This is a genomic window from Acinetobacter sp. PFS20 (genome assembly GCF_052261015.1).
Taxonomy (GTDB): domain Bacteria; phylum Pseudomonadota; class Gammaproteobacteria; order Pseudomonadales; family Moraxellaceae; genus Acinetobacter.
Window position 1 is genome coordinate 259,151 of sequence record NZ_JBPVZE010000001.1, and the last position, 15,068, is coordinate 274,218.

The window sequence follows — 15,068 nt, forward strand, 5'->3', positions numbered from 1 at the left end:
ATTTAAAATATATATCATTTACGGCGCAATGCATCTGAAATTGCTTCAACCAACTGTTGAGAAATTTCTTGCTTAGATGCTTTCTCTAACTCACGCTTTTTCATGTGGTAGTTTTCAGCAAAGAAAACTGTCATCGCATTTTCATCAGAAGCAAAACCAATATCTGCACGTGATACATCATTGCATGCAATCATATCTAGTTTTTTAGCGACCAGCTTTCCTGCCGCATATTCTTCAACATTTTGTGTTTCAGCTGCAAAGCCTACCATAAATGGGCGTTTTTCCTGACCCGCAATGGTTGCTACAATATCCGGATTTTTCACAAGGGAAACGTTCAACTCATCCCCTGCCTTCTTAATTTTATGCTCGGCAACTTCCGCTACGCGATAGTCTGCGACTGCTGCAGTTGCAATGAAGATATCACAGCCTGTTTCTAACGAGTCCATACTGATATCTAACATTTGTCTTGCTGAAGCAACATTTACTCGTTTTACACCATTCGGTGTATCTAAACTTACAGGTCCAGCAATCAGAGTTACTTGTGCACCCGCAGCATAACAGGCAGCAGCTAAAGCGAAGCCCATTTTGCCAGTACTGTGGTTCGAGATATAACGAACAGGGTCAATTGCTTCACGTGTTGGCCCAGCAGTAATCACAACTCGCTTACCTGCCAACAACCCAAATTTTTCAGCAATTGCACGTTGAGCCTGATGGAAATACCCAGCGACTTGCCTTGCAATTTCTTCTGGCTCTGGCATACGTCCTAACCCGACATCACCACACGCTTGCTCACCCGCATCTGGCATGATCACATGCACACCATCTTCGACCAAAGTTTGTAGGTTTCGCTGAGTTGCTTTGGCTGCCCACATTTGCTGGTTCATGGCAGGTGCAACCCAAACAGGAGATTTTGTTGCCAAAAATACTGTACTGAGCAAATCATCTGCTAAACCATTAGCAAATTTTGCCAATGTGTCACAGCTTGCAGGAGCAACCAGTAATAAATCAGCCCAACGTGCTAATTCAATATGTCCCATTCCAGCTTCAGCCGCAGGGTCTAAAAGTTCAGTATGAACTGGATTACCAGAAAGAGCCTGAAAAGTTAGTGGAGTAATAAATGCCTGAGCACCATGGGTCATGACCACGCGAACGTCAAAACCATAATCTTTAAGGCGACGGACTAAAATGGCACTTTTATAGGCAGCAATTCCGCCCGTAACAGCTAAAACAATGTTTTTATGAGGAATAACACTTAGATCAAAGCTCACGAACAGGATACCTTACTGTTGCAGTGGCGCTCACAATAGCATTAAATACGCGCAGACCCAAGATTGATTGGGCAAACAAAATAAAATTTTAAGCGAATTATGCTGGGGAATATGAATACTTCTATTAAAAATTGGCCCGAACAAGAGCGGCCAAGAGAACGGTTATTGCAACAAGGCCCTCAAAGTCTCTCTGATGCGGAGCTATTGGCGATTTTTCTTCGCTCAGGTTCAAGGCAACATTCAGCAGTCGAATTATCACGTTTACTCATTCAACACTTTGGTAGCCTAAATGCAGTGTTTGATTCATCGTTAAGTGAATTAACTCAATTTAATGGAATTGGAGCAACGAAATACTCTCAATTACTGGCAGTTAAAGAACTTGGACGGCGTTATCTCGATCATCACTTCCACAAGAATAATCTTAGTCTTCACTCTTCTGATTTAGTTTTAGATTATTTACGCTATGAATTAAAAGGTGAAAAACAAGAAGTCTTTGCCGTGCTGTGTCTAGATCCAGAATTAAGAAAGCTTCATTTTAAAAAGCTATTTTTTGGTTCAATGCAGCATTGTGCGGTCTCGGTCAATCAAACTTTACGATACGCCTTACAACAACATGCTTGCCAACTCGTTATTGCACACAATCATCCATTTGGTTCAGCGCAGCCTTCTGCCGAAGATATTACCTTAACTCAGCAACTCGAACATGCCTGCCAACTTGTTGAAATACGGCTCCTAGATCATTTTATTATCTCCCCGGAAGGAAGCTTTTCATTTGCTGAACAACAACTGCTCAACCCCGCAACAAGATCAGTTCAATAATATTGACAAAGCTTAACTAAGCCTAGAAGATCAAAACAAAAATAGTGATGCTTAAAATAAAATGATTGTTCGTGATCAACCTAGTATTTTCAAAGTTTTATTCTCTTGGCGAGGAACGATTTTACCTAAAATTCTTCCCTCTCTAGGTGTTGTTATGTTGATCTCGTCAATCATTGGTGGCGTGGAATATATCAATCTGTACCGCTTTCCAGAAATTCCTTTGGTGGGCTTTACGCTCATTGGTGTCGTACTTTCTATTTTCTTAGGATTTAAAAATACTGCATGTTATGACCGTTGGTGGGAAGCGCGAAAGTTATGGGGTGTTTTAATTGCAACTTCGCGCCATTTTGACCGTGACTGCCGTATTTTAACTCAAGCTCGTCGAGAGCGTGTTATTCAGCATGTGATTGTTTTTGCTAATGTGTTACGTGATCGTTTACGTCGTCAGACTGCGAACCCAACTGAGTTAATTCAAACCAGTGGTATGAGTCAGCAAGCACTCACCCAACTCTATCAGCAAAATAATGCCCCTCAGTACACGTTGAGCCTTATTCACTGGGAATTATTACAAGCGCTTAAAGAGGGTGAAATCTCTGACATCATCTATGCGCAAATGAATAAAAATGTTTCAGATTTAAGTGTCGTACAAACTGGCTGCGACCGAATCGCTAATACACCTATTCCATTTGCCTATTCAGTTTTGCTCAATCGTACTGTCTATTTTTTCTGTTTTATGTTGCCGTTTAGTCTGGGTTCTTTGCTTGGTTTAGCGACACCGCTTCTGGTTGGAATTTTGGCATATACATTCTTAGGACTTGATGCACTAAGTTCGGAAATTGAAGAGCCGTTCGGGACTCAAAGTAATGATTTACCTTTAGATGCGATGGTACGTAGTATTGAAATTGAGCTTTTAGGAACTTTGGGTAAACCTACCCCACCACCAATTCAGGCTCAAGATAACAATTTGCTCTAAAGTCTCTTAGAGAAAACGTTCCCAAATACCTTGTTGATTAGCCGTTGGTTTAGGTGTATTTCCCAATTTAATCCATGGCATATTTTCACCATGAAAATCACTGCCAATCGACACAGCTAATTGATATTGCTCAATCATCCGATCGACCATCTGGCGAGTAGATAACGTTTCCAAGGGTGGAGGTAGCTCAATTGCATCTCCACCTGAAGTTGCGAACAATTCAATTAAATATCGAATGTTAGTTGCAGATAAATCATAACGAGTTGGGTGAGCTAAAACCGCCAGCCCTTTACTTTCATGGATCACATCAATTGTTTCTTTTAATCCTAAGCCTTCAAACTTAACAAAGGCACGTCTTCCCTCTTTTAAGAAACGATCAAATGCTTGTTGAGGGCGGCTTACAATATTCTTCTCGACCAATGTTTTAGCAATGTGAGTTCTTGTCACACGGTCAGCCTGATCTTCAACTTTGGCAAGAACATCTTCATAAATCTGAAAACCAATACATTTTTCTAATAAATCGCAAATGACTTTAGCTCTTTGCGCCCTAACTCTTTTTTGTTGTTCTAATGCTTCTAAAATTGGTGCTTCATCTTGCATGTTTAAAGCAACAATATGTACGCCATAACTTTTTTTAGTTGTTGGGCGTGACCACTGACTCGAAATCTCAGTACCAGAAATTATTTTTAAATCATAACCTTGCGCAGCAATTCTGGCTCGCTGCAACCCATCCATTGTATCGTGATCAGTTAAAGCCAAAGTATGCAAATTCACATCAATAGCAGCTTGCACCAGTAATTCCGGAGACAAAGTTCCATCAGAAATATTGCTATGTGTATGTAAATCTATGCCTTGCATCTTTTATACTATGCCATTCACCAAACCTGATCAGATACTCTAACATGAAAGCACTTCTGGACTTTGTTCCATTAATTATTTTCTTCTATTTATATAAAACAGTTGATCCAGCTAACGCACAGCATCCTTTACTTAAACTGATCGGGTCTGCTGGCGGTGCAGATAATAATAATATTCTTGTAGCAACTACTGGTCTAATTATTTCAATGCTCGTGGTATATGGTGCCCTATTTGTTTTCCAAAAATTCCGTTTAGATAAACAACAATGGTTTGTATTGTTTATGACTGTGATTTTTGGTGGCATCACGCTCATGCTAAGTGATGATTTCTATATTCGTCTAAAAGCTGCAATTTTGAATTTGGTTTTTGCAGGCGCATTCTTGGTTTCACCTTGGTTTGGTAAAGATCGTAAGCCACTCATACGACGTTTATTTGATCCTATTTTAGAGTTAAGTGAAAAAGGTTGGAAAAATCTAAATTTCGCTTGGGCAGTCATGTTTGTGGTGATGTCTTGTTTGCATGTGTTCTTTGCATTTTTATTTCATGGCGGAAAATATTGGGGTGAATTCACTGCATTTGGTGACATGATTGTGATGTTTTCATTTATCATTATTCAGTTCATTATTTTACGTAAACATTTTAAGTCACCTGAAGCTTAAAATGATTCCTGATTGATTACAGAGATACGATCACATGCCTTTTTTTGTTCTAAGCTGTACCGATAACGAAGGAACTCTAGAGAAGCGCTTAGCAATACGCCCTCAGCATATCGAACGTTTACAAAAACTTGATGATGAAGGTCGTCTTGTTACAGCAGGTGCTATGCCAAAAGATCCTAATGATCCACAAGCAGGCTTCTATGGTAGTACCATGATTGTTGAATTCGACAGTCGCGAAGCATTAGACGAATGGTTAAAAGAAGAACCATTTCTCAAAGAAGGCATTTACGCTCATATTGATGTAAAACCGTTTAATAAAGCATTTCCAAAAGGGTAATCATATGCACCCTGCAATCAAAAGCTTTCTTGGCTTGTGTTTGATCTGTTCAACTGCTAGTGCAGTTGAACCTGCTGCCACACCAGCAACGACTCCTCCAAGTGCGCCTTCAACTCAGGCTGCGAATCAACCAGTTCCAACAGCTTCTACAACGGTGTCGACCGCAACAAAACCACTCACGGCTGAGCAACTTGCAAAGAATAAACAACAGCAAGATGCGAAAATCAAAGCTTTAGTTCAAGATCAAGCATCTCGCTTAAAACAGTTAGAACATGCCAATCTTGAAGCACTCGCTCAGAACCAAGAGCTACAGTTAAAAAACGACAGCCTCTCTGTTCAGGTTCAAGTCTTACAAAGCGAACGTAGTGCGCAAATGTTTTTATATGGCGCGGTTACCTTAGCGGGTGGCGTATTGCTAGGATTCTTTATCGCTAGTTATATCCATACAAAACGTCGACGTCAGTGGTAAATCCAAGCAATCTATTAAACCAAATGAACGTATCAAACCGTATCCAAACAGCAGAACTGGATTGGGAATTAATCGATGGTATCGAAGTTCCCATTTCCAAACAATTTGGTGATGTCTATTTCTCTAAAGATAATGGCTTACTTGAAACACGACATGTTTTTCTAAATGGTAATGACTTATCAGAACGCTTAGCCCATCTAAAAGATTTTGAATATTTCAGTGTAGGAGAAACCGGTTTTGGTACGGGTTTAAACATTCTTGCACTTTGGCAACTTTGGCAACAAGTTCGTCCAGATAATCAAAGTCATTTACATGCAATTAGTGTTGAAAAATTTCCATTAAGTAAAGCTGACCTTATTCGTGCTTTAAATGTCTGGGATGAGCTTAAACCACTTGCAGAGCAGTTAATTGAACAATATCCGCTCCCTATTGCTGGATGTCATCGCTTAACTTTTCCTAACGAGCGTTTTAGCATCGACCTATGGCTAGGAGATGCACAAGACATTTTCCCAAGCATAGCTAAAACTAAAGCAGTAAATGCTTGGTTTTTAGATGGCTTCGCGCCCTCTTGCAATCCAGAGCTGTGGGAACAAAACGTTTTAAACCATATTGTTCGTCTTTCTGACTATGGCAGCACATTTTCCTCTTTTAGTGTCGCGGGTGTTTTAAAACGTGGGCTAAAAGCGCATGGTGTTAGTATTTCTCGTCCACGTGGTTTTCGGCATAAACGGGAAATGCTCAAAGCAATCTGGAATCCACCTCAATCTGATGATGAATCCTCACAATCAGACCAAGTTCAGCTATTGGATAATCAACAGCAGCATATTGCGATTATAGGAGCTGGTGTAGCAGGTTTAACTACGGCGTGGGCGTTTGCAGCACGCGGGCATCAAGTCACCTTATACGAGCAAACAGAAGCATTATCTGGCGCTTCTGGAAACCCTTTGGCATTGCTTAATCCTAAACTATGTCCGATTGAACAAAGCCATGAACATCTCATGACTTTAAGTTGGCAACATGCCTTAAATTTTTATAAAAATTTTCAAGCATTCCGTCCACTTCAAATACAACAAATCGCATTGAAAAATGCGGATGAACTTCTCGATCTTGTAAACCAATATCCAGCAGAAGTTGTTACCCACTCAACAAACTCACTTGAAACCGCATATTTTAGCATTTCACTAACCGAAGCGGGTTCTGTTTCACCACATCAACTACGTGATGAAATTTTACAACACCCTTTAATTGCTCTAAAAATTGCCCATGTCACAGCACTGGTTCCTTTTGAAAATAAAGTGCAATTGCATACTGATAATGAGGTTATTGCTGAGGCAGACCATGTTGTTGTGTGCTGTGCTCGGGGAAGTGCTGCTTTATTTGAAAGCTATCCAAAGTTAAAACCAATACGCGGACAAGTGAGTTGGGTTAATAATTCTTTTGCTCCCCTGCCTTTAAATGAAGCTTATAGCTATGGTGGGTATTGCATGCAACTTGATGCTTCACAGATGATTTTAGGTGCATCTTTTTACCCAAATCGTGAAGATGAAGATGTGCTTCCCGAAGACCATGTGCATAACTTTGAATTAATCCACAGTGTATTCCCTGCATATGCAGAAAAGTTACCATCCACTTCGACATGGCAAGGCCGTGCATCTATCCGTGCACAAAGCTTAGATTATTTTCCTCTTGTTGGAAAAATGCTTGAGAATAGTCGAATTGCTACTTTTGCAGGTCTTGGTTCTAAGGGCTTTCTATTTGCTCCGCTATGCAGCGAGATCTTGGTTGCCCAGATATTAGGAGAGGCTTGCCCAGTACCGGACAGCTTATTACAAAAACTGAATCCACAAAGATTTCAAAAAAAAGTAAAACCTAAAAAGCCGTATTTCAAACCACACAAACCGCAATAGTTCTCTTCAATAAAAAAGCACCCGAAGGTGCTTTTTTTTATGCGCCCTGCTCTAGAGGCAAGCCAGCATCACGAGCTGCACGTGTCCCCCCCATCAGCACGACATATTCACGCGAGGCATCCAATCCTTCTAGTTTCTCAGCTGCACGAGGAGCTTTGCTACCACCACCACATAAAATATAAATCGGCTGACCCGCAGAGACCTGGTTCAAAATATCAGCATTCAAATCATTAATCGGGCGATTCACCGCACCTTTAACATGCCCTTCTGCATAAGCATTAGTATCACGGACATCCCAGATAACAGCATTTTCTGGGAATTCAAATGTTGTAATTTCTTGTTTACGGATCATTGTGCACTCCTTTGATGTAAACAACACTTGGCAAATGAAGAAAACCCTCTTAGCATCTCAAATATTCTTTCACTTTGTAAAGGTCTAAACTATGCCTTCTTTCGATATTGTCTCTGAATTAGAGTTATTTGAGGTTAATCATGCTGTACAAAACACACAAAAAGAGATTGCAACACGCTTTGACTTCCGTGGTCATGATGTCTCAGTCGAAATAAACGAAAAAAATAAAGAAATTAAAATCAGTACAGAAAGTGATTTCCAGTGTGAACAAGTTTACAACATGTTAGAAAATCACTTTTATAAACGTAAAATTGATGTACAAGCACTTGATCCACAAAAAGCTGCTGCTTCAGGCAAAAATTTTGTACAAGTAATTAAACTTAAAGACGGTCTTGACTCAGATACTGCAAAAAAAATTAATAAAGCCATTAAAGAAAGTGGCGTTAAAGTGCAATCTTCTATCCAAGGCGACAAAATTCGTGTAACAGATAAAAAGCGTGACACCTTACAACAAGTCATGAATTTTTTACGTGAACAGCAATTTGGTGTGCCATTACAGTTTAATAACTTTAAAGATTAATCTCTTTTCGTGACATTCAAAGCTAAGGTAATTCCATGTCTCAATCCAATCGTCTATCAAAACTGGTAAAAGCGACTTCAAAATTCCCTAAAGGTATTCGGAGCACGCTTTGGAGCAAGGCGTTTGGTCGTATCGTGCCAATGGTTGGTACAGCAAATATCCGCTATCTGGAAGTAGACTCAAACCACGTTACTGTCCGTTTAGAAAACCAGAAAAACATGCAGAATCATATTAAAGGAGTACATGCTGCGGCGATGGCTCTTTTAGCAGAAACTGCAACAGGTTTTCTAACGGGTTTACATATTCCTGATAACCGCATTTTATTAATCAAATCATTGCATGTAGATTATTTAAAAGTGGTTGAAGGTGGTTTGACTGCTACAGCAACATTGTCTGCTGAACAGCAAAAGTTTATTGCAGCTAATGAGAAAGGTGAACTTGTGATTCCGGTTACAGTCATTGATGATGCAGGCAATGAACCAATCCAGTGCCAGATGCTGTGGGCATGGTTACCTAAACGTAAGAAATAATAACTAATCTAAAGTATTTTTAGATTTTTATTTGCCTCAAGATATAAAAATTATTTTTTGTATCTTGAGGTCAAAATGAAAAAAATACTGATTCTTTCCTCTTTATTTACTAGTTTCATATTTACAACAATAACGACTCATGCGACTGAACCTCACGTTAAAACCAGTAAATTAACTTCGACCAAATCAGAAGCGATAGATAAAGTAAGCGCTCAAAACAAAAGAATAGTCATCGAATTTTATGAAGGCGTCTTTTTAAAACATAAAGTCAAAGAATATGCAGACCGTTATATTGGTCAACAATATATTCAGCACAATCCGAATGTACCAGATGGGAAAGCACCTTTCGTTAATTTCTTCACTGAAAAATTTCAAAAGAATCCACAAGCTAAAAATGAGATTAAACGTGCGATTGCTGAAGGTAATCTTGTCGTTTTACATGTCCATTCGACTGAAAATGAAAAAGATCGAGGAAGAGCGATTATTGATATATTTCGTGTCGAAAATGGAAAAATCGTAGAGCATTGGGATGTGATACAAAATATTCCAGAGCAAAGCAAAAATACCAATACGATGTTTTAATTCTAAAAATGAGTTCTTTGTCGAAATTAAAAATTAAAGCCTGAATATTGATATTCAGGCTTTATACGTTTTATTGAGTATCTAAAAACTTTTGTCTTGCTTCTTCGGGTATTTGACGCTTATTACCTTTTACATCCACTGCTACAAAAGTAAAGACCCCTTCAGTAATACGTATTGGCGCACGAGAGTCATCATGACTATCCCAAACTTCAATTTGCATCTGAATAGAAGTATTTCCAACTTTTAAGATTTTGGTATAGCAGCTAATGACAAAACCAACCTTTACCGGAACCAAAAAGGTCATTTGATTAATGGAAATCGTAGCACAACGGCCACGACTGAAACGTTCTGCATGAATTGCTCCAGCCAAGTCCATTTGTGACACAATCCATCCACCAAACACATCCCCACTCCAGTTTGTATCTGCTGGCATGGCAATCGTTTGTAAGGATAAAATTCCTTCTGGTTTGGTATAAGCTTCTGACACCTTAGCTCCCGAAATTCGTTTGAAGTTGTTGATCGAGCCACTGCTGCAATTCAGGCGCACGTAATGCACCGCTAATACGCGCGACCTCTGTCGTTTTATTCATTAAGACAAGTGTCGGAATACTTCTCACATGAAAAGCTTGGCTCAAGCGAGGAGATTCTTCGGTATCAATCTTGGCAAAAATAACGCCTGGATTCTGTTTTGCGACCTGCGCAAAATGTGGAGCCATCATTTTACAGGGTCCGCACCATTCTGCCCATAAGTCTATGAGAATAGGTAAATCACTATTCGTGATGTAGTTACTAAAATTTTGCTCATTTAGTTCAATAGGTGCAAGCGGTAGTAATGGCTGATGACATTGCCCACAGCTTGGTTGCTCAGGAAGTTTTTCTTCCGGAACTCGGTTTTTAGCACCACACGATGCACATACAATAATCATTTACATCACTCCTATATGCTGATGTAAAAATTCTAATTGGGTTATCACTGCTTTTTCAAACCATGAACCGTGATAGATATCAAAATGTTTCATATCCCACTCATGATAACTCACAAAAGGTGCAATATTTGTCGCGGCTTCGCGACTGGACTCAATAGGAATAAGTGAATCTTTTTGGGCTGCAATAAATAAAACCGGAATATTAATCTGACGTACAACCTGAATTGGACGGTATCGCATCAAATTAAAGAAGACGCGAGCTGGGACTTCCCCGCTCCAATAATAGTCAGGATTCACAATCGATAGATAGCCATAATAACTATCTGCTGTAGGCATAAAGCATAAGTTATGTTGATCAACCACAGGCAACCTCTTTGGATTAAGCCCCATCTTTGATCCCATATAATCCTGACTCGATAACTTCAATGCTTGAGGATAACGTTGCAAAGGATAGAGCTTGGCAGTTTCAGCACCATCTACATAAGGAATTTGTACTAAAATTGCCTGAATATTCTTTAATTCAGAAGCTAGGCTTAGTGCATATCCGCCACTTAAAGAAGTTCCCCACAGTACAATCCTTCGGTTATCTACAAGCTTACAGGTCGAAGCATATTGAATAACGGTCTTCCAATCTTCTAATTGTGAATTGATTGAGACCATTTCTCTAGGCTTGCCAGTACTCCCACCCCAATATCGATAATCAAACAAAATAACAGCATAACCTGCTTGGGCGAACCGCTGAGCATATTGGATGAGTTTAAATTGACGCAACGCAGCAAAACCATGGGCCATAATAATTACGGCAGATTTCTTATTTGTTTTAGGAATATAAAAATCAGCTGCGATCGTTTCCTGACCACATGGAACATATAAAGGCTCAACCGTATAAGCGTGCATATGTGCTCCGTTGAAATAGAATATGAATAACCAATTTTAAAATAGCGCGATGATCGTTTTTAAAATTTATAACTTAGCTATAAGACATAACTTTCTCAGTCAGAACAACACAAGAGTGTCTTGTATCTCAGGTTAAGCTTAATGCTATGATACAGCATAAGAGGTTTTGTTAAATTTTGGAGTGACGAAATGTCAGATAATGTTGGTTTCGCAGGTCAAATTGGTCCAGAGCATGTTGGCCAAGTTGTAGAAAAAGGATTTAAATCGATTATCAATAATCGACCAGATATGGAAGGCGGCCCAGAACAGCCTACAAGTGCTCAAATTGAAGAAGCAGCACGCCAAGTAGGTTTAGACTATGTTTATCAACCTGTTGTAGCTGGACAAATTACAGAACTCGATGTACGTACTTTTGCTAATCATTACAATGAGTTGCCAAAACCTGTACTTATGTTTTGCCGCACAGGAAACCGTTCAAATAATCTATATCAATTAGCAAAACAAATGGATTTATTAGACGACTAATTTTAAGAAATTAATATTCCATAAAACCCTATTTCTTCCTTAAAGTAGGGTTTTTTGATAACTTATTTTGCATATCTCTGCACGAATTCAACAGAACTAAAAATAATATTGATCTAAAGTATTTAAATCTTTTTTGAATCAATTATTAATTTTTATGAATAAATTTATATTCGCTCTTTTAAGCTGTTTAATTCTTACAGCATGCTCCTCAATGCAAGTAAAACCTACGGTTGGAGTAACTATGGGTACAAGAATTTAATTAGCTAATTGCTCATAAATATAATGAGCAACCTCATGAAATATATGTTATTTTATAAATCTAAAAAATTATTTTAAATAACTTATCATTTTAATTGGGGATAATGATGAAACTTACTCATGGGGTATGTGGGATTACTTTGGCTGCTTTTTTGACAGCTTGTGGTGGAGGTGGCGGTGATGGCTACTATAACCAAAATTCAAGTTCAGGCTCTACAACAACACCAACCACACCATCAACAGATCAAGAGTTGGCTACTTCTGTTTTAAATAGTGTAAAGCAAGAAGGAAAATATTTGTTTGGCGCCTATGATCTTAACGATGAAAAATTATCAAAAGGTTACATTGATCACGCACTAGACACCTTCGCTCAAGGACCACTTAAGTTAACCTTAGATATTCGCAAAGTAGATCTTACCAAGTACTCCGACCACTATCGTGATAAATGCTTTATTAAAAGTACTACAGACTACCGCGCTTGCTATGTATTTAAAGGTGAAGAAATTAAAAGTTTACTCACTGGATATAGTGATTGGGACTTTGATATTACAGCAGATGATTTAAAAAATATTAAACTGGCGAATGACAATACATCTCCAAATTTAGAGGATTATCAATCAAATACCAGAATTTATATTTTTCAAAATGAAAATAATGATAAGAACTTCCAAGATGTAACAATTACTGGAGCCTTTGCGTATCCATTCCAACAGTCATGGGGACTTGAACAAACTAAGCAAAAAAGATTCATATTAATTAATTCAACAACAAGTGATTATAAAATCACTACATCGACTATTGTTCAAGATCCAGAGACAGGTCAACCGACTGAAAAAGAAGTTACTACTGGTGCAATGAGTGTATATAAAGATAATACATCAACTGATGGTGATCTCTACGTAGTTCAGAGTGGTTCTGGTTTCAACGTACTTATTAATGATAATCCAAATGTTCCTTTTGCAGAGCCAATTTCATTTGTTGTAAATTCAACTCCAGGCAATACGAACAATGCGACATACAAAGTAAAATCAGGTAATCAGCAAATATTAAGCCTACCAAGTATTACTAGCCTTGAAGGAAGTCGCGTTGAGAATGAGCCATCAACAACAAACGCACAAAAATTTAATGGCAGTATTTATTTAGAAGGACAAAATATTTTTACTTTTAAACAAAGTTTGAATGGAACTACACTAAACTTTAAGCATGTTATTAATGGTATAAGTATTGAAGGTCAGTCTATTAATCAAAATGGGACTGTTTCAACCACTTTAAAAACACCTTTTACGCAAAATTTTACATTTTAAAGCTAAATAATTAGAACCAAACCCTCTGTTCAAGAGGGTTTTTCTATATATTCTAAATATCTATTAAAATAGCTTAATGACAATGTTCGATATTATTATCATTGGCGCAGGTACGGCTGGTATTAGCGCATATAAAGAAGCCGTTAAACATACCAATAATATTTTAATTATAAATGATGGACCATGGGATACCACTTGTGCTCGTGTAGGCTGCATGCCAAGTAAAGTCCTCATCTCTACAGCAAACCGCATGTTTGACATTCAAAATGCTCAAGAGGTTGCTTTGAATGTATCTGCAAAAATTAATACAGATCAAGTGATGCAGCACGTACAAACTTTACGTGATCGTTTTACACAAGCAACATTAAAAGATGTAGAACAATGGCCTACTGAACACAAAATTTCTGGTAAAGCACATTTTATTGATTCACAAACTATAGAAGTTAATGGGCAACAGTACCAATCAAAAAGTTTTATTCTGGCGGTTGGTTCAACCCCTAATTATGATCAAACATGGAAGCAAGAACTCGGAAATCGATTTATAACAACAGATCAAATATTTGAGTTAAAAACACTACCTAAATCTATTGCGGTAATTGGTAGTGGTGTTATTGCCCTTGAGATTGCTCAAGCAATGCATCGTTTAGGTGTAGAAACCACAATCTTTGCTCGCAGTAAACGGATTGGGGTACTTACTAGTCCTAGGCTTCAACAACTTGCACAAAAAGAGCTACGTAAAGAGTTAAAAATTCTATTCGAAACTCTACCAAATGAAGTTAAATGCAGTGAAGAAAACGCTGTATTAACTTACCAACTTAATGAAACAGAGAAAACTCTCAAAGTTGAATACGTTTTAGCGGCAACAGGCCGTACAAGTTTAATTGATACTTTAAAACTAGAAAATATTGATAATTCTATTAAAGATAATAAGTTATTACCTATAAATGCAAAAACCAAGCAGTTAGCTACATATCCAATTTTTGTTGTTGGTGATGCTTATACCTCAACACCACTGCAGCATGAGGCAGCACATGAAGGGAAAAAGGTTGTTTATAACTGTTTGAATTATCCACAGGTTAATTCAGTTAAGACGCTTACTCCATTAGGAATTGTATTTAGTCATCCTGAGATGGCGATCGTCGGGCAAAGTTATAAACAACTAAAAGACAATGGTATAGACTTTATTACAGGTGAAGCCTCTTATGAACGACAAGGAAGAGCTATAGTTCTTGGGAAAAACAGAGGTGCGATTGAGGTTTATATAGAGAGAGAAAGCCAAAAACTTCTTGGTGCTGAATTATTTACAGAAGCAACAGAACATATGGCTCATTTATTAAGCTGGATAATAGGTGAAGAATTGACGTTAAATGACATTCTAGAGAAGCCTTTCTATCACCCTACTCTAGAAGAAGGTCTTCGCACTGCTTTAAAACATGCACGCAGACAGTTATAAAGATAGTCTAATTAATTTAATATTGATTTAGAAGATGCAGGCCTTGCAGCCATTTCTAACTTGGCACGGATTCGAAATTTCCTTCCTCTATAAAAAAAGGACTCTAAGAGTCCTTTTTTTATTGTCTTACTACATCTAAATCAAACAATCAATTTAATTTCCCATAAGGAAACACCCCGGCCTCTTTCGGGGTCGGGGTGTTTGAATAATGAGCTGGCGATGACTTACTCTCACATGGGAAACCCCACACTACCATCAGCGCTAAGAGGTTTCACTTCTGAGTTCGGGAAGGGATCAGGTGGTTCACTCTTGCTATGGTCGCCAGCACAACTGGTATGGATACTTGCATGGGTCTTAATGTGCCGATGCGT

General features: G+C 38.4%; 19 protein-coding genes and 1 rRNA gene. 13 read left to right on the plus strand and 7 right to left on the minus strand.

All coding sequences use genetic code 11. The features are described from left to right. Positions 1 to 14: 14 nt before the first annotated feature. On the minus strand, positions 15 to 1,268 hold the full coding sequence (gene coaBC, locus ACS125_RS01165; protein WP_004789077.1) for a bifunctional phosphopantothenoylcysteine decarboxylase/phosphopantothenate--cysteine ligase CoaBC: 1,254 nt from the start codon (positions 1,266 to 1,268) through the stop codon (positions 15 to 17). Between the two features lie 99 nt (positions 1,269 to 1,367). Here coaBC and radC point away from each other — a divergent pair, with 99 nt between their 5' ends. Both radC and ACS125_RS01175 read left to right on the plus strand, forming a co-directional pair. Further along, complete coding sequence (gene radC / locus ACS125_RS01170) at positions 1,368 to 2,087, plus strand: RadC family protein (protein ID WP_151964279.1); 720 nt, start codon at positions 1,368 to 1,370, stop codon at positions 2,085 to 2,087. A 61-nt stretch (positions 2,088 to 2,148) separates the two neighbouring features. Beyond that, on the plus strand, positions 2,149 to 3,060 hold the full coding sequence (locus tag ACS125_RS01175; RefSeq protein ID WP_151964278.1) for a bestrophin family protein: 912 nt from the start codon (positions 2,149 to 2,151) through the stop codon (positions 3,058 to 3,060). A 6-nt stretch (positions 3,061 to 3,066) separates the two neighbouring features. On the opposite strand, the gene ACS125_RS01180 is transcribed toward ACS125_RS01175, so the two are convergent. Next, positions 3,067 to 3,918, minus strand: coding sequence for a PHP domain-containing protein (locus tag ACS125_RS01180; protein ID WP_443270131.1), 852 nt, complete (start codon positions 3,916 to 3,918; stop codon positions 3,067 to 3,069). A 44-nt stretch (positions 3,919 to 3,962) separates the two neighbouring features. Between ACS125_RS01180 and ACS125_RS01185 the strand changes: the two genes are divergently transcribed. The 4 genes from ACS125_RS01185 to mnmC are packed head-to-tail and all read left to right on the plus strand — an operon-like array spanning position 3,963 to position 7,290. After that, positions 3,963 to 4,577 (plus strand): septation protein IspZ, encoded by a 615-nt coding sequence (locus ACS125_RS01185; protein WP_004789072.1) that lies wholly within the window; start codon positions 3,963 to 3,965, stop codon positions 4,575 to 4,577. 34 nt (positions 4,578 to 4,611) lie between these two features. Further along, positions 4,612 to 4,914 (plus strand): YciI family protein, encoded by a 303-nt coding sequence (locus ACS125_RS01190; protein ID WP_004789071.1) that lies wholly within the window; start codon positions 4,612 to 4,614, stop codon positions 4,912 to 4,914. A 4-nt stretch (positions 4,915 to 4,918) separates the two neighbouring features. After that, on the plus strand, positions 4,919 to 5,383 hold the full coding sequence (locus ACS125_RS01195; protein WP_004789069.1) for a hypothetical protein: 465 nt from the start codon (positions 4,919 to 4,921) through the stop codon (positions 5,381 to 5,383). Between the two features lie 23 nt (positions 5,384 to 5,406). Continuing rightward, a complete protein-coding gene (gene mnmC, locus ACS125_RS01200; RefSeq protein WP_238612516.1) occupies positions 5,407 to 7,290 on the plus strand; it encodes an FAD-dependent 5-carboxymethylaminomethyl-2-thiouridine(34) oxidoreductase MnmC in 1,884 nt (627 codons plus the stop codon). Between the two features lie 37 nt (positions 7,291 to 7,327). Here mnmC and ACS125_RS01205 read toward each other — a convergent pair whose 3' ends face one another. Continuing rightward, entirely contained in the window at positions 7,328 to 7,642 is a 315-nt protein-coding gene (locus tag ACS125_RS01205) for a rhodanese-like domain-containing protein (RefSeq protein WP_002116171.1), read from the minus strand. A gap of 91 nt (positions 7,643 to 7,733) precedes the next feature. Between ACS125_RS01205 and ACS125_RS01210 the strand changes: the two genes are divergently transcribed. From ACS125_RS01210 to ACS125_RS01220, 3 genes are all read left to right on the plus strand, one after another. Then, entirely contained in the window at positions 7,734 to 8,222 is a 489-nt protein-coding gene (locus ACS125_RS01210) for a YajQ family cyclic di-GMP-binding protein (RefSeq protein ID WP_004789065.1), read from the plus strand. A 35-nt stretch (positions 8,223 to 8,257) separates the two neighbouring features. Beyond that, positions 8,258 to 8,752, plus strand: coding sequence for a DUF4442 domain-containing protein (locus tag ACS125_RS01215; RefSeq protein ID WP_004789063.1), 495 nt, complete (start codon positions 8,258 to 8,260; stop codon positions 8,750 to 8,752). Between the two features lie 75 nt (positions 8,753 to 8,827). After that, complete coding sequence (locus ACS125_RS01220) at positions 8,828 to 9,334, plus strand: nuclear transport factor 2 family protein (protein WP_312825073.1); 507 nt, start codon at positions 8,828 to 8,830, stop codon at positions 9,332 to 9,334. Positions 9,335 to 9,404: 70 nt separating this feature from the next. On the opposite strand, the gene ACS125_RS01225 is transcribed toward ACS125_RS01220, so the two are convergent. The 3 genes from ACS125_RS01225 to ACS125_RS01235 are packed head-to-tail and all read right to left on the minus strand — an operon-like array spanning position 9,405 to position 11,157. Next, complete coding sequence (locus ACS125_RS01225) at positions 9,405 to 9,821, minus strand: acyl-CoA thioesterase (protein WP_151964273.1); 417 nt, start codon at positions 9,819 to 9,821, stop codon at positions 9,405 to 9,407. Between the two features lies 1 nt (position 9,822). Next, positions 9,823 to 10,260 (minus strand): thioredoxin TrxC, encoded by a 438-nt coding sequence (trxC, locus tag ACS125_RS01230; protein ID WP_003655112.1) that lies wholly within the window; start codon positions 10,258 to 10,260, stop codon positions 9,823 to 9,825. Further along, entirely contained in the window at positions 10,261 to 11,157 is an 897-nt protein-coding gene (locus ACS125_RS01235) for an alpha/beta hydrolase (RefSeq protein ID WP_005309502.1), read from the minus strand. A 189-nt stretch (positions 11,158 to 11,346) separates the two neighbouring features. On the opposite strand from ACS125_RS01235, the gene ACS125_RS01240 reads away from it, so the two are divergent. The 4 genes from ACS125_RS01240 (at position 11,347) to ACS125_RS01255 (ending at position 14,697) form a co-directional block, all read left to right on the plus strand. Continuing rightward, positions 11,347 to 11,682 (plus strand): TIGR01244 family sulfur transferase, encoded by a 336-nt coding sequence (locus tag ACS125_RS01240; protein ID WP_002116083.1) that lies wholly within the window; start codon positions 11,347 to 11,349, stop codon positions 11,680 to 11,682. 154 nt (positions 11,683 to 11,836) lie between these two features. Further along, positions 11,837 to 11,941 carry a lipoprotein gene (locus ACS125_RS01245; RefSeq protein WP_371864353.1) on the plus strand — a complete coding sequence of 35 codons (105 nt, stop codon included), beginning with the start codon at positions 11,837 to 11,839 and terminating at the stop codon, positions 11,939 to 11,941. 106 nt (positions 11,942 to 12,047) lie between these two features. Continuing rightward, positions 12,048 to 13,244: a hypothetical protein gene (locus ACS125_RS01250; protein ID WP_443270137.1), complete on the plus strand. Its 1,197-nt coding sequence runs from the start codon at positions 12,048 to 12,050 to the stop codon at positions 13,242 to 13,244. A gap of 82 nt (positions 13,245 to 13,326) precedes the next feature. Continuing rightward, entirely contained in the window at positions 13,327 to 14,697 is a 1,371-nt protein-coding gene (locus tag ACS125_RS01255) for a dihydrolipoyl dehydrogenase (protein WP_443270139.1), read from the plus strand. 211 nt (positions 14,698 to 14,908) lie between these two features. Here the strand turns inward: ACS125_RS01255 and rrf are convergent. After that, positions 14,909 to 15,023, minus strand: a 5S ribosomal RNA gene (rrf, locus tag ACS125_RS01260). Positions 15,024 to 15,068: the final 45 nt, after the last annotated feature.

Coding starts and splice junctions, on each gene's coding strand:
- radC (WP_151964279.1), top strand. CDS start 1,368: ATGCTGGGGAATATGAATACTTCTATTAAAAATTGGCCCGAACAAGAG.
- ACS125_RS01175 (WP_151964278.1), top strand. CDS start 2,149: ATGATTGTTCGTGATCAACCTAGTATTTTCAAAGTTTTATTCTCTTGG.
- ACS125_RS01180 (WP_443270131.1), bottom strand. CDS start 3,918: ATGCAAGGCATAGATTTACATACACATAGCAATATTTCTGATGGAACT.
- ACS125_RS01185 (WP_004789072.1), top strand. CDS start 3,963: ATGAAAGCACTTCTGGACTTTGTTCCATTAATTATTTTCTTCTATTTA.
- ACS125_RS01190 (WP_004789071.1), top strand. CDS start 4,612: ATGCCTTTTTTTGTTCTAAGCTGTACCGATAACGAAGGAACTCTAGAG.
- ACS125_RS01195 (WP_004789069.1), top strand. CDS start 4,919: ATGCACCCTGCAATCAAAAGCTTTCTTGGCTTGTGTTTGATCTGTTCA.
- mnmC (WP_238612516.1), top strand. CDS start 5,407: ATGAACGTATCAAACCGTATCCAAACAGCAGAACTGGATTGGGAATTA.
- ACS125_RS01205 (WP_002116171.1), bottom strand. CDS start 7,642: ATGATCCGTAAACAAGAAATTACAACATTTGAATTCCCAGAAAATGCT.
- ACS125_RS01210 (WP_004789065.1), top strand. CDS start 7,734: ATGCCTTCTTTCGATATTGTCTCTGAATTAGAGTTATTTGAGGTTAAT.
- ACS125_RS01215 (WP_004789063.1), top strand. CDS start 8,258: ATGTCTCAATCCAATCGTCTATCAAAACTGGTAAAAGCGACTTCAAAA.
- ACS125_RS01220 (WP_312825073.1), top strand. CDS start 8,828: ATGAAAAAAATACTGATTCTTTCCTCTTTATTTACTAGTTTCATATTT.
- trxC (WP_003655112.1), bottom strand. CDS start 10,260: ATGATTATTGTATGTGCATCGTGTGGTGCTAAAAACCGAGTTCCGGAA.
- ACS125_RS01235 (WP_005309502.1), bottom strand. CDS start 11,157: ATGCACGCTTATACGGTTGAGCCTTTATATGTTCCATGTGGTCAGGAA.
- ACS125_RS01240 (WP_002116083.1), top strand. CDS start 11,347: ATGTCAGATAATGTTGGTTTCGCAGGTCAAATTGGTCCAGAGCATGTT.
- ACS125_RS01245 (WP_371864353.1), top strand. CDS start 11,837: ATGAATAAATTTATATTCGCTCTTTTAAGCTGTTTAATTCTTACAGCA.
- ACS125_RS01250 (WP_443270137.1), top strand. CDS start 12,048: ATGAAACTTACTCATGGGGTATGTGGGATTACTTTGGCTGCTTTTTTG.
- ACS125_RS01255 (WP_443270139.1), top strand. CDS start 13,327: ATGTTCGATATTATTATCATTGGCGCAGGTACGGCTGGTATTAGCGCA.